Source organism: Roseivivax sp. (assembly GCF_054552075.1).
Genome location: NZ_JBTOLZ010000001.1, coordinates 178,894 through 197,955 on the forward strand (window position 1 = coordinate 178,894; position 19,062 = coordinate 197,955).

Annotated in this window: 18 protein-coding genes and 1 tRNA gene; 8 read left to right on the forward strand and 11 right to left on the reverse strand. The window is 70.3% G+C overall.

The genetic code is table 11. The features are described from left to right. Positions 1 to 60 precede the first annotated feature (60 nt). From ACX938_RS00840 to ACX938_RS00850, 3 genes are all read right to left on the reverse strand, one after another. Positions 61 to 921, reverse strand: coding sequence for an inositol monophosphatase family protein (locus ACX938_RS00840; protein ID WP_459429597.1), 861 nt, complete (start codon positions 919 to 921; stop codon positions 61 to 63). Between the two features lie 70 nt (positions 922 to 991). Then, positions 992 to 3,505, reverse strand: a complete 2,514-nt coding sequence (locus tag ACX938_RS00845) for an ABC transporter permease (protein WP_459429598.1) — start codon at positions 3,503 to 3,505, stop codon at positions 992 to 994. After that, positions 3,502 to 4,206 carry an ABC transporter ATP-binding protein gene (locus ACX938_RS00850; RefSeq protein WP_459429599.1) on the reverse strand — a complete coding sequence of 235 codons (705 nt, stop codon included), beginning with the start codon at positions 4,204 to 4,206 and terminating at the stop codon, positions 3,502 to 3,504. Before ACX938_RS00850 ends, ACX938_RS00845 begins: the two co-directional genes overlap by 4 nt. On the opposite strand from ACX938_RS00850, the gene ACX938_RS00855 reads away from it, so the two are divergent. Further along, a complete protein-coding gene (locus tag ACX938_RS00855) occupies positions 4,205 to 4,912 on the forward strand; it encodes an arylesterase (protein ID WP_459429600.1) in 708 nt (235 codons plus the stop codon). The two genes, ACX938_RS00850 and ACX938_RS00855, sit on opposite strands and share 2 nt — an antisense overlap. Before the next feature lie 197 nt (positions 4,913 to 5,109). Here the strand turns inward: ACX938_RS00855 and ACX938_RS00860 are convergent, their stop codons facing one another. Next, a complete protein-coding gene (locus ACX938_RS00860; protein WP_232752441.1) occupies positions 5,110 to 5,316 on the reverse strand; it encodes a cold-shock protein in 207 nt (68 codons plus the stop codon). Between the two features lie 286 nt (positions 5,317 to 5,602). On the opposite strand from ACX938_RS00860, the gene ACX938_RS00865 reads away from it, so the two are divergent. Next, complete coding sequence (locus tag ACX938_RS00865; RefSeq protein WP_232752440.1) at positions 5,603 to 5,833, forward strand: hypothetical protein; 231 nt, start codon at positions 5,603 to 5,605, stop codon at positions 5,831 to 5,833. A 90-nt stretch (positions 5,834 to 5,923) separates the two neighbouring features. On the opposite strand, the gene ACX938_RS00870 is transcribed toward ACX938_RS00865, so the two are convergent. The 3 genes from ACX938_RS00870 to ACX938_RS00880 form a co-directional block, all read right to left on the reverse strand. Then, a complete protein-coding gene (locus tag ACX938_RS00870; RefSeq protein WP_459429601.1) occupies positions 5,924 to 6,103 on the reverse strand; it encodes a hypothetical protein in 180 nt (59 codons plus the stop codon). An 82-nt stretch (positions 6,104 to 6,185) separates the two neighbouring features. Beyond that, complete coding sequence (locus tag ACX938_RS00875) at positions 6,186 to 7,397, reverse strand: geranylgeranyl reductase family protein (protein ID WP_459429602.1); 1,212 nt, start codon at positions 7,395 to 7,397, stop codon at positions 6,186 to 6,188. 2 nt (positions 7,398 to 7,399) lie between these two features. Next, positions 7,400 to 7,960 (reverse strand): L,D-transpeptidase, encoded by a 561-nt coding sequence (locus ACX938_RS00880; RefSeq protein ID WP_232752437.1) that lies wholly within the window; start codon positions 7,958 to 7,960, stop codon positions 7,400 to 7,402. Positions 7,961 to 8,266: 306 nt separating this feature from the next. Between ACX938_RS00880 and ACX938_RS00885 the strand changes: the two genes are divergently transcribed. Continuing rightward, positions 8,267 to 8,701, forward strand: coding sequence for an FKBP-type peptidyl-prolyl cis-trans isomerase (locus tag ACX938_RS00885; RefSeq protein WP_459429603.1), 435 nt, complete (start codon positions 8,267 to 8,269; stop codon positions 8,699 to 8,701). Between the two features lie 358 nt (positions 8,702 to 9,059). Here ACX938_RS00885 and metG read toward each other — a convergent pair whose 3' ends face one another. After that, a complete protein-coding gene (metG, locus tag ACX938_RS00890; RefSeq protein WP_459429604.1) occupies positions 9,060 to 10,772 on the reverse strand; it encodes a methionine--tRNA ligase in 1,713 nt (570 codons plus the stop codon). Between the two features lie 228 nt (positions 10,773 to 11,000). Further along, entirely contained in the window at positions 11,001 to 11,429 is a 429-nt protein-coding gene (locus ACX938_RS00895; protein ID WP_459429605.1) for an Lrp/AsnC family transcriptional regulator, read from the reverse strand. Between the two features lie 110 nt (positions 11,430 to 11,539). On the opposite strand from ACX938_RS00895, the gene ACX938_RS00900 reads away from it, so the two are divergent. The 4 genes from ACX938_RS00900 (at position 11,540) to ACX938_RS00915 (ending at position 16,936) form a co-directional block, all read left to right on the forward strand. Further along, positions 11,540 to 12,682, forward strand: coding sequence for a type III PLP-dependent enzyme (locus tag ACX938_RS00900; RefSeq protein WP_459429606.1), 1,143 nt, complete (start codon positions 11,540 to 11,542; stop codon positions 12,680 to 12,682). Positions 12,683 to 12,729: 47 nt separating this feature from the next. Next, entirely contained in the window at positions 12,730 to 15,030 is a 2,301-nt protein-coding gene (locus tag ACX938_RS00905; protein ID WP_459429607.1) for a xanthine dehydrogenase family protein molybdopterin-binding subunit, read from the forward strand. 192 nt (positions 15,031 to 15,222) lie between these two features. Continuing rightward, positions 15,223 to 15,690 (forward strand): CoA-binding protein, encoded by a 468-nt coding sequence (locus tag ACX938_RS00910; RefSeq protein ID WP_459429608.1) that lies wholly within the window; start codon positions 15,223 to 15,225, stop codon positions 15,688 to 15,690. 4 nt (positions 15,691 to 15,694) lie between these two features. Continuing rightward, entirely contained in the window at positions 15,695 to 16,936 is a 1,242-nt protein-coding gene (locus ACX938_RS00915) for an NAD(P)/FAD-dependent oxidoreductase (protein WP_459429609.1), read from the forward strand. A 38-nt stretch (positions 16,937 to 16,974) separates the two neighbouring features. Here ACX938_RS00915 and ACX938_RS00920 read toward each other — a convergent pair. Beyond that, positions 16,975 to 17,058 (reverse strand) — tRNA-Tyr (locus ACX938_RS00920). Between the two features lie 128 nt (positions 17,059 to 17,186). Between ACX938_RS00920 and rlmB the strand changes: the two genes are divergently transcribed. Continuing rightward, positions 17,187 to 17,975: a 23S rRNA (guanosine(2251)-2'-O)-methyltransferase RlmB gene (rlmB, locus tag ACX938_RS00925; RefSeq protein ID WP_459429610.1), complete on the forward strand. Its 789-nt coding sequence runs from the start codon at positions 17,187 to 17,189 to the stop codon at positions 17,973 to 17,975. A gap of 130 nt (positions 17,976 to 18,105) precedes the next feature. Here rlmB and ACX938_RS00930 read toward each other — a convergent pair whose 3' ends face one another. Beyond that, a complete protein-coding gene (locus tag ACX938_RS00930; RefSeq protein WP_459429611.1) occupies positions 18,106 to 18,963 on the reverse strand; it encodes a DUF2189 domain-containing protein in 858 nt (285 codons plus the stop codon). Positions 18,964 to 19,062: the final 99 nt, after the last annotated feature.

Sequence of the window (19,062 nt, forward strand, 5' to 3'; positions counted from 1 at the left end):
TTCGGCCCTCACAGCTGCCCAAGAGGCCCCTCAGCAGGCCCTCCCGGCGCCCAAAGCCCCTCAGTCCAGCAGGAACGACCAGAGGTCGCGCAGCCGCTCCCAGGTGGGCTTGTCGGCGGCGGCGAGCAGGTAGCCCTCGCGCTGGCCGGCGCGGTAGTCCGACCCGTCGAGCATCGCCACATGGCCGCCCGCCTGTTTCGCGATCAGCGCGCCCGCGGTGTGGTCCCAGGGCGTGAGCCCGGCGGAGAAGACGAAATCCACCCCGCCCTGGGCGAAGACCCGGTATTCGTGGCAGCCGCAGCGCAGCTGCATCGCGCGCAGGAGCGTCGGGAAGGTCGCGGCCATGGAGGCGCGCTTCTCCTCGGGCAGGAGGCTCAGCCCGACGAAGCCCGCGAGGTCCTTGATCTCGCCGCCGCCACCGGCGCGGACCGGCAGCGCGCCCCGGCGGCTCTTCACGAATTCCGCGGCGCTTTCGCTGTCGGCCCAGATGCAATCGTCCATCACCGGGTCGTAATGCATCCCGAAGACCGGCACGCCGTAGCGCGCCACCGAGACGATCACCCCGAAGGTCGAGAGCCCGTTGGCGTAGTTCCAGGTCCCGTCCACCGGGTCGACGAGAAAGGCCATCTCGGCCTCGGCGATGCCCCTCTCGATCTCGGGATGCTCCGAGGCGGCCTCTTCGCCGACGATCAGCGCATGCGGGAACATCTGCTGGAGGCCGCGGGTCAGCATCGCCTCGGCGGCGCGGTCGGCCTCGGTCACGAGGTCCTGCGGGCCGGACTTGGTGGCGATCTCGGAAGGCGCGAGGCGGCGGAAGCGCGGCAGGATCTCGGCCCGGGCGGTGCGCCGGACGAGGTTCAGCACCTGGCGCTTCTGCGCGCGGGTCAGCGTGGTGATCGGGGCGGGAAGGCTGTCGGACATGGGCCGGGGGCTCCTGTTGTCTTGGTGCGCGGGGGCGAGGGGTAGACCAGCCCCGCCCCCGTGCCAAGTCTCATTCCCGGGCGCGCAGCACCTGGGCGGGCCGGGCGGCAAGGGGCCGCCAGACGAAGGCGAGCCCCGCCAGGAGCGTGGCCACCAGCCCGCCCGCCACGATACCGAGCGCCGAGGGCCAGATCACCGCGTAGCTCGTCTCCATCAGGAAGACCGAGACCGCCCAGCCGCCGAGGATGCCCGCGACGATGGCCACGAGCCCCGCGCCCGCGCCCAGGAGCGCCGAGCGCAGCGCGAAGCTTTTCAGGATGCGCGGGCGGCCCGCGCCCAGCGTCTTCAGCACCGCCGCCTCGTAGGTGCGCGCCTGTTCGCCCGCCGCCGCCGCGCCGATCAAGACCAGGAAGCCGGTGACCAGCGTCGCCGCCGCGCCCCAGCGCACCGCCTCGGCGATGCCGTCGAGCAGGGTCGAGACCCGGTCGATGGCGTCGCGCACGCCGATCGCGGTGATATTGGGATAAGCCTCCGAGACGGCGCGCAGGATGCGGGCCTCCTCTTCGGGGTCGGCATAGACGGTGGAGATGAAGGTATGCGGCGCCGCCTCGACCGCGGCGGGGTTCATGGTCATCACGAAGCCGATGCCCGCGGTGGAGAAATCCACCACCCGGAAGGAGGTGATCTCGGCGCTGATGTCGCGCCCGAGGATGTTGACGGTGATCACGTCGCCGAGGGACAGGCCCAGCTCCTGCGCCTCTTCTTGGGCGAAGCTGATCTCGGCGGGGCCCGTATGGTCCTCGGCCCACCATTCCCCGGCGACGACGCGGGTGCGCTCGTCGGGCTGGGCGGCATAGGTGATGCCGCGGTCGCCGCGCACGACCCAGTGATCGCCCGCCACCTCGGTCGCCGGCGCGCCGTTGATCTCGGTGATGACGCCGCGCAGCATCGGCGCGCTGTCGACGCGGCTCACCGCCGGGTCGTCGACGATCTCGCGGAAGCCCTCCATCTGGTCCTTCTGGATGTCCACGAAGAAATAGGAGGGCGCCACCTCGGGCAGGTCGCGGTCGATGGCGCTGCGCAGGTTGCCGTCGATCTGGCCGATGGCGGCCAGGACGGCGAGGCCGAGGCCCAGCGACAGGACGACCGAGGCGGATTCCTCGCGCGGGCCGCCGATCGAGGCCAGGGCCCATCTGAGCGCCGGGCGCCCGCGCGCCCCGGTGGTGGCCGCGCGCGCCGCGAAGCGGATCAGGTAGGCCGCGCCCACCAGGATCAGGAGCGAGCCGAGGATGCCGCCCGCGGTCCAGAGCGTCAGCTCCGCATCGCCCGAGAAGACCATGGCCGCGCCGACCAGCGTGACCAGCAGAAGCGCGGTCACCGCCAGGTAGATCGGCGCGGGCAGCGCCTTGGCCGAGGAGAGCGCGTCGCGGAAGAGCGTCGCGGCGCGGACCTCCTCGGCGCGGGCCAGGGGCCAGAGCGTGAAGAGAAGCGCGGTCAGCACGCCGTAAAGCGCGGCCTCGGCCAGAGGCGCGGGGTGCAGCGTGAAGAGCGTCGGCACCGGCAGCGCGTCCGAGATGAGCGGCGCGAAGGCCAGGGGCACGCCCGCGCCCAGCACCAGCCCGATGGCGATGCCGACGACCGCGAGCACGCCGACCTGCAGGAAGTAGGTGAGGAAGATCGTCTCGCGCGTGGCGCCGAGGGTGCGCAGCGTGGCGATGACCGAGGTCTTGCGCGCCAGGTAGGCCCGCACCGCCGCCGAGACGCCGACCCCGCCGACGGCCAGGCCCGAGAGGCCGACCAGCACCAGGAAGCCGCCGAGCTGGTCGACGAACCGCGCGGTGCCGGGCGCGCCATTGCGCGCATCGCGCCAGCGGATGCCGGCGTCGCGGTAGCGGTCCTCGGCCTCGGATTTGATCGCGTCGAGGTCGGTGCCCTCGGGCAGGAGCATCCGGTATTCGGTCTCGAACAGCGTGCCGGGTTCCAGAAGCCCCGCGCCCTCGAGCGCCTCGGTCCGCACCATGGTCCGGGGCCCGAGGTCGAAGCCGCCGCCCGCGTCGTCGGGCTCGGTCTCGAGGATCGCCGAGAGCGTGAAGGTCTTGGAGCCCAGCCGGAAGTCGTCGCCGGGGGACAGCCCCAGCCGGTCGGCGAGGATCGGCGCCATGACGGCGCCGTCGCCCGCAAGCGCCTCGGAAAGCGGCATCTCCGGGGCCAGCACCACCTGCCCGAGCAGCGGATAGGCCCCGTCGACCGCCTTGATCTGGGTCAGCCCGCGCTCCGCGCTCTCGCCTTCGCCGACCACGGCCATGGAGCGGAAGTCCACCACTTCCGAGATCTCGGTCGAGACGCTGTCGAGCCAGGCGCGCTCTTCCTCGGTGGCGTAGCGGTAGGTGAACTGCGCCTCCGCCTCACCGCCCAGCAGGACCGCGCCCTGGTCCTCGAGCCCGGCCTGGATCGCCGAGCGCACCGAGCCCACGCCCGCGATGGCGGCGACGCCAAGCGCGAGGCAGGCCAGGAAGACGCGAAAGCCCTTGAGACCGCCGCGCAGCTCGCGCCGGGCGAAGGTCGCCGCTGTCCGAAAGCTCATTCCGCCGCCTCGGCCATCTTCTCGGAGGCCAGGCGCCCGTCGTTCAGCGTCACCACCCGGTCGCAGCGCGCGGCAAGGTCCGGGGCATGGGTGACCAGCACCAGCGTCGCGCCGTGGCGGTCACGCAGCCCGAAGAGCATGTCCATGATCGCCGCACCGTTGACCCCGTCGAGGTTGCCGGTGGGCTCGTCGGCCAGGAGGATCTCGGGACGGGGCGCGGCGGCGCGGGCCAGGGCCACGCGCTGCTGTTCGCCGCCCGACATCTGCCAGGGGTAGTGATCGGCGCGGTGGCCGATGCCGATGGCCTCGAGCTCGGCACGGGCCTTGTCGAAGGCGTCGCGGTCGCCCGCGAGCTCCAGCGGCGTGGCGACGTTTTCCAGCGCCGTCATCGTCGGGATCAGGTGGAAGGACTGGAAGACCACGCCCATGTGATCGCGCCGGAAGCGCGCCAGCGCGTCCTCGTCCATGGCGGTCAGGTCGCGCCCGAGCGCCGAGACCCGCCCGGCGCTGGCGCGCTCGAGCCCGCCCATGACCATCAGGAGCGAGGACTTGCCCGAGCCCGAGGGGCCGATCAGGCCCAGCGTCTCGCCCTTGGTCACCGAAAGCGTGATGTCATGCAGGATCTCGACCATCCCGGCATTGCCGTTCAGGCTCAAGGTCACATCTTCAAGCGAAAGAACGTGATCCGAAGGTGAGGCCATGTCGCGCAAATTCCCGCCCGTGCAAATGTTCAATTCGTTCACATATGGGGCGCGTCCCGGCGCCTTCAACGCGCTGGCGGCGGTGGTTTTGCTGGTGGCGGGTGCCGGCGCGGCCGAGGCGGAAACCCTCGAGGTGGTGGCGCTGGGGGACTCGCTGACGCAAGGGTACGGGCTCGCGCAGGGCGAAGGGCTGGTCCCGGTGCTGCAGGGCTGGCTCGATGCGGCGGGTGCCGATGCCGAGATCGTGAACGCCGGGGTCTCGGGCGACACCACCGCGGGCGGGCTGTCGCGCGTCGGCTGGTCGCTCAGCCCCGAGAGCGACGCGATGATCCTGGCGCTCGGCGGCAACGACATGCTGCGCGGCATCGCCCCCGAGGTCGCCCGCGAGAACCTCGACGGCATCCTGGCCGAGGCCAGCGCCCGCGAGCTGCCGGTGCTGCTGGTCGGGCTGGAGGCGCCCTCGAACTACGGGCCGGACTACAAGCAGGCCTTCGACGCGATCTATCCCGAGCTGTCGCAGACCTATGACACGCTGCTCTATCCCGCCTATTTCGCCGCGCTGACCGAGGCGGGCGACACCGCCGAGGCGGCGCGGGCCTACATGCAGCCCGACGGGATCCACCCCAACGCCGAGGGCGTGGCCCGGATCGTCGAGGACCTGGGGCCGGTGGTGCTCGACCTGATTGAGCGCGCACGGGCGGAGTGAGGCGGGGGCAGGGGGCTTGCCTGGCCTCGAGGAGCAGGCGGCTGGCGGGGTGACTTGGTCACAGGTCGTCACAGCGCCAAGCCTCTGCACCGCCAACAGCGTCCAGAGGCGTCGCCGCCGCTCTCACCCTCTCCCGCCCAAGAAAAAAGGCGCCCCCGCCGGGGCGCCTTTTCGGTCACATGAGGATGTGCCCTCGGTCAGACCAGCTCGAGGTTGACCGCCGAAGCCCGGCCATCGCGACCGGTCTGCAGCTCGTAATTGACTTTCTGGTTGTCGGCGAGGCCTGTGAGGCCGGACCGCTCGACCGCCGAAATGTGGACAAAGACATCCTTGCCGCCGGATTCCGGGGCGATGAAGCCGTAACCCTTGGTGGTGTTGAACCATTTGACGGTGCCAGTGGCCATCGTCGTGCTCCTTAGTCGTAATATAGTCCTGCCCGCGGTATTGCGGCAGGCCGGCCTAGTCAGTGGAAATCGAGAGACTGGCCTTGGTCGAAGGAGCAGGTCGATTGTCGTAACGCAGCAAGGGCAGGATTCTTTTTTTTGTCGCGTCTGGCAAGAATTTTTGCGCGCGTCCGAAATGCGCTGACGAAGCCGTGATTGACCGGGGACGCACTTGCCGGACGGGTTCCGCGCGCCATTTCTGAAGGTGGGAAAACCCCTGGGTCATTTGGTGACGAGGAGCAGGAAAATGACACGAAACGAGATGCTTGAGCGCTACAGTCGGCAGAAGGCGCAGCTCATGCGCCACCGCGACATCGAGGACGGGCAGGCCGGCGGGCTGGCCTATGCGGCCTTCGCCACGAAGTCCGCCTTCGACCAGAGCCCGGCCTTCCGCGGGCTCGCGCACGCCGCGAAATTGTTCAACATCGCGGCCGCGGGCGTGATCCCGATTCTGCTCGTGCTCTACATGATGGGCTGAGCCCCAACCGGCGCGGGCAGGGGCCCGGGCCGGGCGGCACCGGCGGTCGCAGGGTCAGCCTGTCGGATCTGTGGGGAAGATGCGCGCCCTTCAGGCGTCGTGCAGGTCCGGGCGCAGCAGCATGGCCGCGGCGAAGAGGCTGACGCCCAGCAGCGAGGCCAGAACGTAGAGGGTGAACGCCGCCCCGAGGCTCATCCCGAAGAAGGCCCAGCCGGCGGCACTGGCCACGGCACCTGCGAGACTTGCTGCGATGAGGGCGATCACCAACATTCCGCGCCTTTCCTGAGGGAGCTTCGGGCAGCCTCGCTGCCGGGCGTCAATAAACCGTTTACGCCCCTCATTTGCGGCAACTTCAAGGCAGGCGCGCGGCGATCCCGTGCCGTTTGTCGCGCGGCAGCGTCAGCGCCCGCCAGATGTGCCGCGGCATCCGCGCGGCGAGCTTGCGGGTGATGTCGGCATATTCCAGCTCTCCGGCCAGAAGCCGCAGGTAGTCGTCCTTGAGGCTGCGCGAGTTGCGGAAGCCTGCGACGAAGGCGTCGCGCAGGAGCGGCTGGAACAGCACCGGGCGGATCAGCCGCGCATGGGCCATGGCGCGATGGGTGGGCCCGAGCGCCCGGCGGTAGCGGATCAGCGCGCGCTCCGGGCGGCCCTCGGACAGCGCGGCCTCTGCGGCCTCGGCGGCAAGCCGGCCACTTTCCATGGCATAGGCGATGCCCTCGCCGGTGATCGGATCGACCAACCCCGCCGCATCGCCGGCAAGCATGACGTGGCCTGCCCCCGGCACCCGGCGCGGCGCGCCGAAGGGCAGGTATTGGCCCTTGATGCGCGGCGTGCCCCTGACGCCACGCTCCGCCAGATAGGCCGCGAGGCTCTCGCGCATCCTGGGGTTCCGCGCGTGGATGCCGCCGAGACCCACCGTCGTGCCGCAGGTCTTCGGGAAGACCCAGCCATAGCCCCAGGCGGCGGCACCGAAGTCGATGCGGAACTCGGGCGGGTCGCGGTCCTCGGGCAGCTCCACCTCGAGCGCGAAGCCGATCTCCTTGGGGTCGAAGGGCCGCCCGAAGAGCGCCCGGGCAACGCCGCTCGAGACCCCGTCGGCGCCGATCAGAAGCTGCGCGGAGAGCTCGGTTTCGCCCACCCGTAGCGCGGGGCGGGGGCCCTCTAGCGCCAGTCCTTCGGGGGCCTGGCCGGTGAAGGTCCGGGCGCCCGCGGCACGGGCCGCTTCGAAAAGCGCCAGGTCGAGGCTGCGCCGCATGGTCAGATGGATCGGGGGGATGTCCTCGAAATGCCCGAGCGTCTCGCCGAAGGCACCGAAGGTGATCGCGCTCCGGGTCAGATGCGGCGCCTCGGGCATCGCGCCCCCGAAGGCCCGGGCGAAGGCGCCCTGCGCCCGCCCCGAGAAGGCCCCGCCGCAGAGCTTGTCGCGCGGGAAGTCGGCGCGGTCGACGAGAGCCACCGACAACCCCGCCCGGGCCGCCGAGGCCGCCGCGGCGCTGCCCGCCGGTCCGGCACCGACGACGATCAGATCGAACTCGATCCGCCGCGCTGGCCCGGGTCCGCCCACGTTCAGATGACCGTGACCTTGGTCCCCGTGGGCACCCGGTTGTAGAGGTCGATCACGTGATCGTTGATCATCCGGATGCAGCCGTTCGACACCGAGCGCCCGATCGAGGAGGGCTGGTTGGTGCCATGGATGCGGTAGAAGGTGTCGCGGCCGTTCTGGAAGAGATAGAGCGCACGGGCGCCGAGCGGGTTGTTCGGGCCGCCGGGCTGCACGTAGTCGGTGCCGCGGAACTTCTCGTAGGCCTCGGGCTCGCGCTCGATCATCTCGTCGGTCGGGCGCCAGGTCGGCCATTCCTTCTTGACCTCGATCACCGCCTCGCCCTGGAACTCGAGCCCGGCGCGGCCGACGCCGACGCCGTAGCGGCGCGCCTGTCCCGGCGCGTCTACGAAATAGAGGAAATGCGCGCGCGGCAGCACGATGATCTGCTGCGGCGCCAGCGAGGATTTCACCTTCACGGTCTGCGGCTGGTAGATCGGCTCGAGCTGGAAGCCCTGGGCGCGGGCCAGGCTCGGTGCCGCCAGCGCGGCCGTGGCGGCGGCGACGAATGTGCGACGGTTGATCATGGACGGTCCCCTTCGGTTCGAGCAGCCTTGCCGGTATCTGCCCATTGTCTGCGCTTCGCCCGGCCGGGCAAGATGACGGCCGGTCAAGCCTTGGTGTGCATGTCGCGCCGGTCACACCCCGCGAAGGGGCCGCCCCGGCGTCTGGACAGGAGCAACACGCAGCCCGCACCGCCAGTTCCCGGCAGCGAATTCGCCGCGCCCCCTTTCATTCGCAAGCCGGAATCCTTAGTATTCGCGCCAAGTGGCGAGAACCTGCCCAGCTGCGGCCTCGCCGAAACCCACTCCCAGAACAGAATTGGATGTTCCATGACCGAGGTGAAAACCGGCGACACCGTTCTTATTCATTATACCGGAACCCTGACCGATGGCTCGACCTTCGATTCGAGCGCCGGCCGGGACCCGCTCGAGTTCACCGTGGGCTCGGGCCAGATCATTCCGGGCCTCGACAAGGCACTGCCGGGCATGACCGTCGGCGACAAGAAGTCGGTCGAGATCCCCGCTGACGAAGCCTATGGCCAGCGCCAGGACGAGGCCTTCCAGGCCGTCCCGCGCGAGCAGATCCCCGAGGATATCCCGCTCGACATCGGCACCCAGCTGCAGGTGCAGACGCCGAACGGCCAGGTGATGCCGGTGACCGTGGCGGAGGTGAACGACAGCGAAGTTACGCTCGACGCGAACCACCCCCTTGCAGGCAAGGACCTGAACTTCGATATCGAACTTGTCGAGATCAAGGCAGCCTAAGCCGAGATCCAAGACAAACCTCGAAGGCGCGTCCCCATAGCGGGGCGCGTCTTTTTTTGTTGGTTTTTGGCAGTTTAGTGGGTCCGGGCCGCCTGCGGCGCCCCGGACCGGGGGGCTCTGCCCCCTCAGCGGGCGTGCCGCCCGCATTCACCCCCGAGGTATTTGGACCAACCTGAAGCAGGTGGGGTGGGGCGCGGGTGGTTGGTGCTGCGCTTTGGGTTAAGGCGGGCGCGGGTTGGGAGCGCGCGCGTTTTGTCCGGCGGCGTGCGGGCTGTGAGGTCGGGACTTTGGTGTGGGCCCGAGGGGGCGCGCGGGGCCGGCCTTCTGAGCGAGGCCCGGCGCGCGGCCAGAGGCGGGATCAGTCGCGGCGGCCGGAGAACCGCGCTTGCCAGTCCTCGCGCTCGGCGTCGGTGATCTTGCGGAAGGTCACGTCGGGCACCGTGAAGGCATGGCCGGGCGCGAGCGCCTGCAGCGCGGCGTCGACATCCTCGGGCCAGGCGGCCTCGGGGTCCTGCATGGCCTCGAGAAGCTGGGCGGCGGCATCGGGGATGAAGGGCTCGGAGAGCACCGCGAAGAGCCGGATCAGATTCAGCCCGAGGCGGATCTGCATGGCCGCCTGCGCGGGGTCCTCCTTGAAGGTCGCCCAGGGCGCGGCCTCCTGCAGGTATTCGTTGCCGAGCACCCAGATCCCGCGCAGCGCCATGGCGGACTTGCGGACCTCCATGGCCTCCATCTGGCGGCTGTACTCGCCGAGCTTCTCCTGCAGGTCGGCGACGAGCTGGCGCTCGCGCTCGGTGAAGGCGCCGCCCTCGGGCACCTGCTCGCCGAACTTCGAGCGGCAGAACTTCGTCACCCGGCTGGCGAAATTGCCCAGGACGTCGGCGAGGTCCTTGTTCACCGAGCTCTGGAAGTTCTCCCAGGTGAACTCGGCGTCGGAGCTTTCAGGCGCATGGCTCAGGAGCCACCAGCGCCAGTAGTCCGCCGGCAGGATCTCGAGCGCCTGGTCCATGAAGACGCCGCGCCCGCGCGAGGTGGAGAACTGCCCGCCCTCGTAGTTCAGGTAGTTGAACGACTTGATGTAGTCGACGAGCTTCCAGGGCTCGCCCGAGCCGAGGATCGTCGCCGGGAAGGACAGGGTGTGGAAAGGCACGTTGTCCTTGCCCATGAACTGGGTGTAGCGCACGTCCTCGGCGCCCGCGTCGGTGCGCCACCAGCGCTGCCAGTCGGTGCCCTTGCCGGCCTCGACCCATTCCTGGGCGCTGGCGATATATTCGATCGGCGCGTCGAACCAGACGTAGAAGACCTTGCCCTCCATGCCCGGCCAGTCGGCGTCGCCGCGTTTGACCGGGATGCCCCAGTCGAGGTCGCGGGTGATGCCGCGGTCCTGCAACCCGTCGCCGTCGTTCAGCCATTTCTTGGCGATCGAGGTGGTCAGCACCGGCCAGTCGGCCTTGCCGTCGATCCAGGCCTCGAGCTCGTCCTTCATCTGCGACTGGCAGAGGAAAAGGTGCTTGGTCTCGCGCATCTCCAGGTCGGTGGCGCCAGAGATCGTCGAACGCGGGTCGATCAGGTCGACCGGGTCGAGCTGCTTGGTGCAATTGTCGCATTGGTCGCCGCGGGCGCTCTCGAAGCCGCAGTTCGGGCAGGTGCCCTCGATGTAGCGGTCGGGCAGGAAGCGGCCGTCCTGCGGCGAATACATCTGCGTCTCCGAGACCTCGCGGATCAGCCCTGCCGCGGCGAGCCGTCCGGCGAAATGCTGGGTCAGCGCGTGGTTCTGCGGCGAGGAGGAGCGTCCGAAGTGGTCGAAGGAGAGGCGGAAGCCCTCGGCGATGCGGGACTGCACTTTGTGCATCTCGGCGCAGTATTCGGCGACCGGCTGGCCGGCCTTCTTGGCGGCGAGCTCGGCGGGGGTGCCATGCTCGTCGGTGGCGCAGAGGAAGAGCACCTCGTGGCCGCGCGCGCGCTGGTAGCGGGCAAAGAGATCGGCGGGCAGCTGGCTGCCCACGAGGTTGCCGAGATGCTTGATCCCGTTGATGTAGGGGATCGCGGAGGTGATGAGATGTCGCGCCATATGCGCCCCTTGTCGCTGGCCGGGGTATCGGGTTCGGCGCTCCTCCTAGCGGATGCTTGGCCGGGTGAACAGAGGGGGCGGGGGTGAGGTGGTGTGTGTGGGGCTTTGGGGAGCGCGGCCTAAAGGGGCTTGGGTTGCCGGGTGTTGTTGTCGGGCCGGGGCGCTCCCGAGCGCGGGGCACGGCATTGGCGACCCCGACCCAAAATCGACGCCAGCCGGGCGCGCGCCCTACCGCGCGATCTTCGTCGTCAGGTGGATCAGGCTCTCCGAGGACCGAACCCCCTTCGCCTCGCCGATCCGGTCGAGCAGGGCGTCGAGCGCCTCGGTGGTCTCGGCGGTGACCTCGACCAAGAGGTCGGTCCGCCCCGAGGTCGTGGTCGCGCGCATCACCCCGGGCAGGGCGCGCAGGCGCTGGATCACCGCGGGCTCGGCGCGGGGCTCGACCGAGACCAGGACCGAGGCGGTCAGCGCCGGGGTCAGCCCCGGGCCCTTGCGGATCGTGTAGCCGCCGATGGCGCCGCCGCGCTCGAGCCGGTCGAGCCGCGCCTGCACCGTGGTGCGCGCAAGCCCCGTCGACCGCGCGAGCTTGGCCACCGGGGCGCGGGCGTTCTCGGCCAGAAGCGCGATGAGCTGCCGGTCCATGTCGTCGATCTGCATGATACACCCTGCGATATGCCCAAGATCTTGCTCACTCTGCAGGAAATGCCAAGTGAAAGCGACGAAATTCTGCCCGAGACTGAAGGCATAACAACAGGCAGGAGGCAGCTTTGGTCCGGCAGGAACGCATCTTTTCCGACGAGACGGCGCATCTCGCCGCGACCCGGCCCGAGGGTCCGGTGCTCTACTTCCGGCCGGGCGCGCTGTCCGCGCGGGCGCGCGCCTTCCGCGCGGGCTTTCCCGGCGAGGTGACCTATGCGGTCAAGGCCAACCCGGCGCGGGCGGTGCTCGAAACCCTGGCCGCCGAGGGCATCGCGGCCTTCGACGTCGCCTCGCCCGAGGAGATCGACTGGCTCGCCTCGGTGCTGCCGGGGGCGGCGCTGCATTACAACAACCCGGTGCGCGCCAAGGCCGAGATCGCCCATGCCCGGCGGCTCGGGGTGCGCTCCTGGTCGGTCGACCGGCCAGGCGAGCTGGCCAAGCTCGGCGAGTTGCGCGGCCAGGAGGTCAGCGTGCGGCTGAAGCTGCCGGTCAAGGGCGCGGCCTATGAGTTCGGCGCGAAATTCGGCGCCGATCCCGAGGCGGCGGTGCTGCTGCTGGTCGCCGCCGCCGAGGCGGGCGCCCGGCCCTCGATCTGCTTCCATCCCGGCACCCAATGCGCCGATCCCGCCGCCTGGGTCGCCTATATCGAGGCCGCCGCGCGCGTGGCCCGCGAGGCCGGCGTGCGGCTCTCCCGGCTGAACGTCGGTGGCGGCTTTCCGGCCGCCCGGGGCGGGGCGGAGCCGGACCTCGGGGCGATCTTCACCGCCATCGGGGAGACGGTCGCCCGCGCCTTCGGGCCCGAAGCCCCGGCGCTTCTTTGCGAGCCCGGGCGGGCGCTGGTCGCCGATGCCGCCTCGCTTGCGGTGCCGGTCAAGGCCACCAGCGGCGCCTCGGTCTTCCTGGCCGACGGGATCTACGGCCACCTGGCCGAATGGCGCGACCTAAGCGCCGGGGGCGGGGTCACCTGCCTCAGTCCCGAGGGCCGGCCGCGCCAAGGCCCGATGCGCCCGCGCATCGTCTTCGGGCCGACCTGCGACAGCCTCGACCGTCTGCCCGAGCCCTTGCCCCTGCCCGAGGACCTGGCCGAGGGCGACTACCTGGTGATCCCCGGCATGGGCGCCTATTCGAGCGCCATCGCCACGGCCTTCAACGGCTATGGCCGCGCCGAGACCGTGACCCTCAGCGGCGCGGGCGGGCCCACTGGACACTGAGGCGCGGGGCCTTAAGGTCCGGGCGAGATCAACGCCCGGAGGCCCCCATGGAGAAGTTCGGCAAGAGCCAGCCCGTCACCCGCCGCGAGGACCTGCGGCTGCTTACCGGGGCGGGCCGCTACACCGATGACACGGTGCCCGAGGGGGCGCTCTACGGCGTCTTCCTGCGCGCGCCGGTGGCGCATGGTCGCCTCACCGCGCTGGACATCGAGGAGGCGCAGCAGGCCCCGGGCGTCCGCCTCGTGCTGACCGCCGAGGACCTGCGCGCGGCGGGCGTGACCGAGGGGCTCTTCACCGTCATGGTCAAGAACCGCGACGGCAGCCCGGGCATCGCGCCGCGCCGCCCGATCCTGGCCGAGGACCGCGTGCGCTTCGTCGGCGAGCCCATGGCGCTGGTGGTGGCCGAGACGCTCGACGCGGCCAAGGATGCCGCCGAGCTGATCATGCCCGAGATCGAGGATCTGCCCGTCCACCTGGAGATGGCCCCGGGCGGCGAGCCGCTGCACGCCGAGGCCCCCGACAACCGCGCCTTCACTTTCGGGCTCGGCGACGAGGAGGCCGTCACCGCCGCCTTCCAGCGCGCCGAGCATGTGGTCGACCTCGAGGTCGAGGACAACAAGATCATCGCCAATGCGCTCGAGGGCCGGGCCTGCACCGCCTCCTGGGACGGGGCGCGGCTCAGCTTCGACATGTCGAGCCAGGGCGTCTGGACCCACAAGAGCCAGCTCGCCAAGGTGCTGGGCCTCGACGAGGACGCGGTGCATGTCACCACCGGCGACGTCGGCGGCGGTTTCGGCATGAAGACCATGGTCTACCCGGAGTATTTCGCCGTCGCCCAGGCCGCGCGCATGCTGGGCGCCACGGTGCGCTGGGCCGCAGAGCGGGGCGAGGGGATGCTCTCGGACAACATGGGCCGCGACCTGGTCTCGCGCGGGCAGCTTGCCTTCGACGCCGACCACCGGATCATCGGCTACCGCGTCGACACGCGCTTCAACCTCGGGGCCTATGCCAGCCAGTTCGGCCCGCTGATGCAGACACAGCTCTTCAGCCGGGTGATGACCGGGGTCTACGATGTGCCCGCCGCCTACCTGCAGTCCGAGGCCTTCTTCACCAACACCTGCCAGGTCGACGCCTATCGCGGCGCCGGCCGTCCCGAGGCGATCTACGTGCTCGAACGCATGATGGACCGCGCCGCCCGCGAGCTGGGCGTCAGCCCCTGGGAGCTGCGGCGCCGCAACTTCATCCCGGTCGAGGCCTTTCCCTACAAGACCGTCCCCGGCGAGACCTATGACGTCGGCGATTTCGCCCGGGTGCTGGCCCATGCCGAGACGGCGGCGGATCTGCCCGGCTATGCGGCGCGCCGCGCGGCCTCCGAGGCCAAGGGCCGGCTCCGCGGCCAGGGGCTGGCCTGCTACATCGAGGCGATCCTCGGCGCCCCCGACGAGGGCGTCCGCGTCGAGTTCGAGGAAGCGGGCGCGGTGATCTACGTCGGCACCCAGTCGAACGGCCAGGGACACGAGACCGTCTATGCGCAGTTCCTCTCGGACCAGAGCGGCATCCCGGTCGAGAAGATCCGCGTCGTGCAGGGTGATTCGGATCTCATCGCGCGCGGCGGCGGCACCGGCGGCTCGCGCTCGGTCACGGTGCAGGCCAATGTGACGCTGACGGCGGTCTCGGACATCGTCACCGCCTTTTCGGGCTTCCTCGCCCGCGAATTCGACGTGCCCGAGGATCAGGTCAGCTTCGACGACGAACGCTTCCGCATCCCCGGCTCGAACGAGACGCCGGGGCTTCTCGAGGTGGCCGAGATGGCCCGCGCGAAGGGCGAGACGGCGCTTCTGAGCTTCTCCGCGCATGAGGCGCTCGAGGCGCGCAGCTTCCCCAACGGCTGCCATGTGGTCGAGGTCGAGATCGACCCCGACACCGGCGAGGTGAAGATCGACCGCTACCAGGTGGTCGATGATTTCGGCAATCTGATCAATCCCTTGCTGGTCGAGGGCCAGGTCCACGGCGGGATCGCCCAGGGCGCGGGCCAGGCGCTGATGGAGCGGGTCGTCTACGACGAGACCGGCCAGCTTCTGACCGCCTCCTTCATGGATTACGCCATGCCGCGCGCCAAGGATCTGCCCTTCTTCCGCTTCGAGACCGAGCCGGTGCCCTCGACCGCCAACCCGATGGGCATGAAGGGCTGCGGTGAGGCCGGCACCGTGGGCGCGCTTGCCGCGGTCTCCAACGCCGTGCAGGATGCCCTCTGGGAGCGCGGGGTGCGTCAGGCCGACATGCCCTTCACCCCGCATCGGGTCTGGCAGATGTTGCGGACCGAAGCAGCGGCACAGGCGGCGGAATGAAAAAATCGGAAACTGCAACCCTTTTGTTCACGCTTTCGCGACCGGGCTACAAACTGTGACTTTCGCGCCCACATTATTAGAAGGCTCGCAGGCTCGGAACGCCTGCGACACCTTCACTGTCCCTCGTTCCGTGACTGGCGTCCGGGCTTTGGCCCGGGCGCCTTTTTCCGTTCCGGGTCTCGGGGGGACGGCATGAGCTACTCCGACGCCTTCCTGCGCGACGTGCTGAAGCGGACCCGGGTGATCGCGATGATCGGGGTCTCGCCGAACCCGGTGCGGCCCAGCCACTACGTCGGCCGCTACCTCTCGACCAAGGGCTTCGAGGTGCATCCGGTCAATCCCGGCCACGCGGGCAAGACCCTCTTCGGCCGCGAGGTCGCGGGCGGCATGGCGGATGTCAGCGCCGAGGTCGACATGGTCGACATCTTCCGCCGCTCCGAGGCGGTGCCCGGCATCGTCGAGGAGGCGCTGGAGCGCTTCCCCAAGCTCCGCACCGTCTGGATGCAGATCGGCGTGGAAAGCCCCGAGGCCGCCGCCATGGCAGAGGCCCGCGGCATCGACGTGATCCAGAACCGCTGTCCGAAGATCGAATACCAGCGGCTCTTCGGAGAGCTGCGCATGGGCGGCTTCGCGACCGGCGTCATCTCCTCGAAGCTCTGATCCCATGCGGGTGGTGGTCATCGGGGCCGGGATCGTGGGCGTCTCATCGGCGCTCTGGCTGCAGCGCATGGGCGCCGAGGTCACGCTGATCGACCGGGACGCGCCGGGGCAGGGGGCCTCCTTCGGCAATGCCGGCGTGCTGGCGGCCTCGGCGGTGCGCCCCTCGATCGACGCGGGCGCGATCCGGGCGGCGCCGGGCATGTTGCTTGACCGCGACAAGCCCTTGTTCCTGCGCTGGTCCTATCTGCCGAAGCTCCTGCCCTGGCTCCTGCGCGCCGCGCGCCACGCGGGCCGGGCCGAGGTCGCGCGCATCGGCGCCGCGCTGGGTGAGCTTGTCACCGATGCGGTGGCGGCGCATGAGGCGCTGGCCCGGGGCACCGAGGCCGCAAGCTACCTCGCGCGCTCGGATTACGTCTATGCCTACCCGGACGCGCGGGCCTATGAGGCCGACCGCGCCGCGCTCGAGATCAAGGCGCAGGCCGGGTTCCGGCATCTGCGCATCGCCGGGAGGGATGTGCGCGACTACGACCCGGCGCTGGGGCCGGGGCTCGGGTGCCTCGCGGTCCTGAAGGATCACGGCTTCGTCGCCGACCCCGGTGGCTATGTCGCGGCGCTGGCCCGCGCCTTCGAGGCCGAGGGCGGCAGGCTCCACCGGGCCGAGGTCGACGCGCTGCGCATCGAGGATGGCGCGGTGTCCGGGGTCATGGCCGGGGGCGAAGCGCTCAGCGCCGACCGGGTGCTGGTCACCGCGGGCCTGGGCGCGCGGGCGCTTCTGGCGCAGCTGGGCCTCACGCTCCCGCTCGAAAGCGAACGCGGCTACCACTACCAGCTTGGCAATGCCGAGGGCGGCCCGCGCCAGCCGGTCATGGTCGCCGAGGGCGCCTTTGTCGCCACGCCCATGGCCGCGGGCACCCGGCTCGCCGGCGTGTTGGAGTTCGGCGGCACCGAGGCAGGGCCCTCCGAGGCGCCTTTCGCGCTGATCCGCAAGCAGGGCGCGCGGGCCTTCCCCGGGCTCGACTGGCAGGGCGCGACGCGCTGGATGGGCCATCGCCCCGGTCTGCCCGACAGCCTGCCGCTTCTGGGCGAGGTCGGGCCGAAGGGTCTCTGGGCCGGGGTCGGGCATCACCACGTCGGGCTGACGGCGGGCCCGAAAACCGGGCGGCTCCTGGCCGAGGCGATGCTCGACCGGCGGCCCAATATCGACCTCGCGCCCTACGGCGCGGCGCGCTTCGGCCTGACCCGCTGAGCGGCGGAACAAGGTGCCTGAAAAGGAAGGGGGGGAAGTGGTGGGCGACCCTGGAATCGAACCAGGCGTGGGTCTCCCCGGCGGATTTACAGTCCGCTGCCGCACCTTGCAGCTCGTCGCCCGACACCGGGCTGCCCCGGCGCGTGGTGGGTCGAATACAGATGGCCCAATTTCCCGTCAACCGGAAAATCCCTTGCTTTGGCCCGCGGGTTTCGACAGGGGAAAGGCCTTAACGCGAAGGGCATGAGCGATGGCGAAGAAACCCCGCTGGGTGATCGAGAAGGAACAGGCGCGCCGGGCCTCGGCGGGCGAAACCGTCTGGCTTTTCGGCCTGCACGCGGTGCGCGACGCGCTGGAGAATCCCGCGCGCGAGAAGCTGCGCCTGGTGCTGACGCCGAACGCCGCGGAGAAGCTGAAGGAGGCCCTGGCGCAGGCCGAGATCGAGCCCGAGATCAGCGATCCGCGCAAGTTCGCGGCACCGCTCGATCCGGGCTCGGTGCACCAGGGCGCGGCGCTCGAGGTGAAGCCGCTCGATTGGGGGCCGCTTGTCGAGGTGGCCCAGGGCGACGGCACACGCCCGCCGCGGGTGGTGCTGCTCGACCGGGTGACCGACCCGCATAACGTGGGCGCGATCCTGCGCTCGGCCGAGGTCTTCGGTGCCCGCGCGGTGATCGGCACCAAGCATCATTCCGCGCCCGAGACCGGCGCCCTGGCCAAGACCGCCTCGGGGGCGCTCGAACGGCAGCCCTACCTGCGCGAGGTGAACCTCGCCCGCGCGATGGAGCAGCTGAAGGACATGGGCTACCTGGTGCTTGGCCTCGACGGCACGGCCGAGGTCAGCCTCGAAGTGGCGCTGGAGGAGGCCGGCGACCGCGCCGTCGCCCTGGTCCTCGGCGCCGAGGGCCCGGGCCTGCGCCCCAAGACCCGCGAGACCTGCGACGCGCTGGTCCGCATCGACTTCGCCGGGGGCTTCGGCTCGCTGAACGTCTCCAACGCCGCCGCCGTGGCGCTCTACGCGGCCCGGGCCGGGGCGCGGTAAGCTGCTGCTCGGCGGGCAGGGCGGTCATGGGATCGCGGGCCCGTCGGTAAAGAAAGGGGCGCGCCGGGTCTGTCCGACGCGCCCTTTCACTCTCCAGCCGCCAGCCGAAACCGGCCCTTCAGACCTCCGCTCAGAAGCTCACCGCGCGGCGGTAGAGGTGCCAGGTCGCATGGCCCAGGAGCGGCAGCACGATGATCAGCCCGATGAAGGCCGGGATCGAGCCCAAGACCAGGAGCGCGGCGACCATGGCGCCCCAGGTCATCATCACCCGCGGGTTGGCGCGGAACACCTTGTAGGAGGTGGCGATGGCCGCGGGCACGCCGATGTTTCGATCAAGCAGGAGCGGGAAGCTCACCGCGCTGGTCACCAGGACCGCCAGCGCGAAGACGAAGCCCACCGCGATGCCGATCACCATCATTGCCCAGCCCGCGCCTGTCGTCAGCACCGCGCTGGCGAACGCCGCGATGGAGGCAGGCGGCACCGGGCCGAGGGTCAGCGCCCAGATCGTATGGGCGGTCAGGAGCCAGGCCAGGAAGAGCGCCGCGAGATAGAGCCCGAGGACCACCATGGCCCCGAAGTTCGGCGAGCGGATGACGTTCAGCGCCGCCAGCCAGGAGACCTCCTGTCCCGCCTCGCGCTGGCGGCTCACCTCGTAGAGCCCGACCGCCGCGAAGGGGCCAAGGAGGGCGAAGCCCGCCGCCACCGGGAAGAGGATCGGCAGCATGTTCATGTTGAGCCCGAGGGCGGCCAGCATCAGCCCCATGGCGGGATAGATCAGGCAGATGAACATCACGTCGGTCCGCGCCGCGGCGAAATCCGCCCGGCCCCGTCGCAGCGCCTCGCGCAGGTCCTCGTGGGTGAGGGTCCTGACCCTGGGCGTGACATGCTCCTGCCCGCCGATGCGCTCGACCGTCTGGGTGACATGATCCGCCGCATCGGCCAGGCCGTGCATCGTCCATGACAGCGGATTTCCGATTGTTTTGACCATAGGGCATCCTCCGATGTGCCAGCCACATCCGGGAGAAGACCACCATCGCCCGGTAGGCCGGACCGCGTCCCTTAACGCTATGAAAACGGTAGCAGAGAA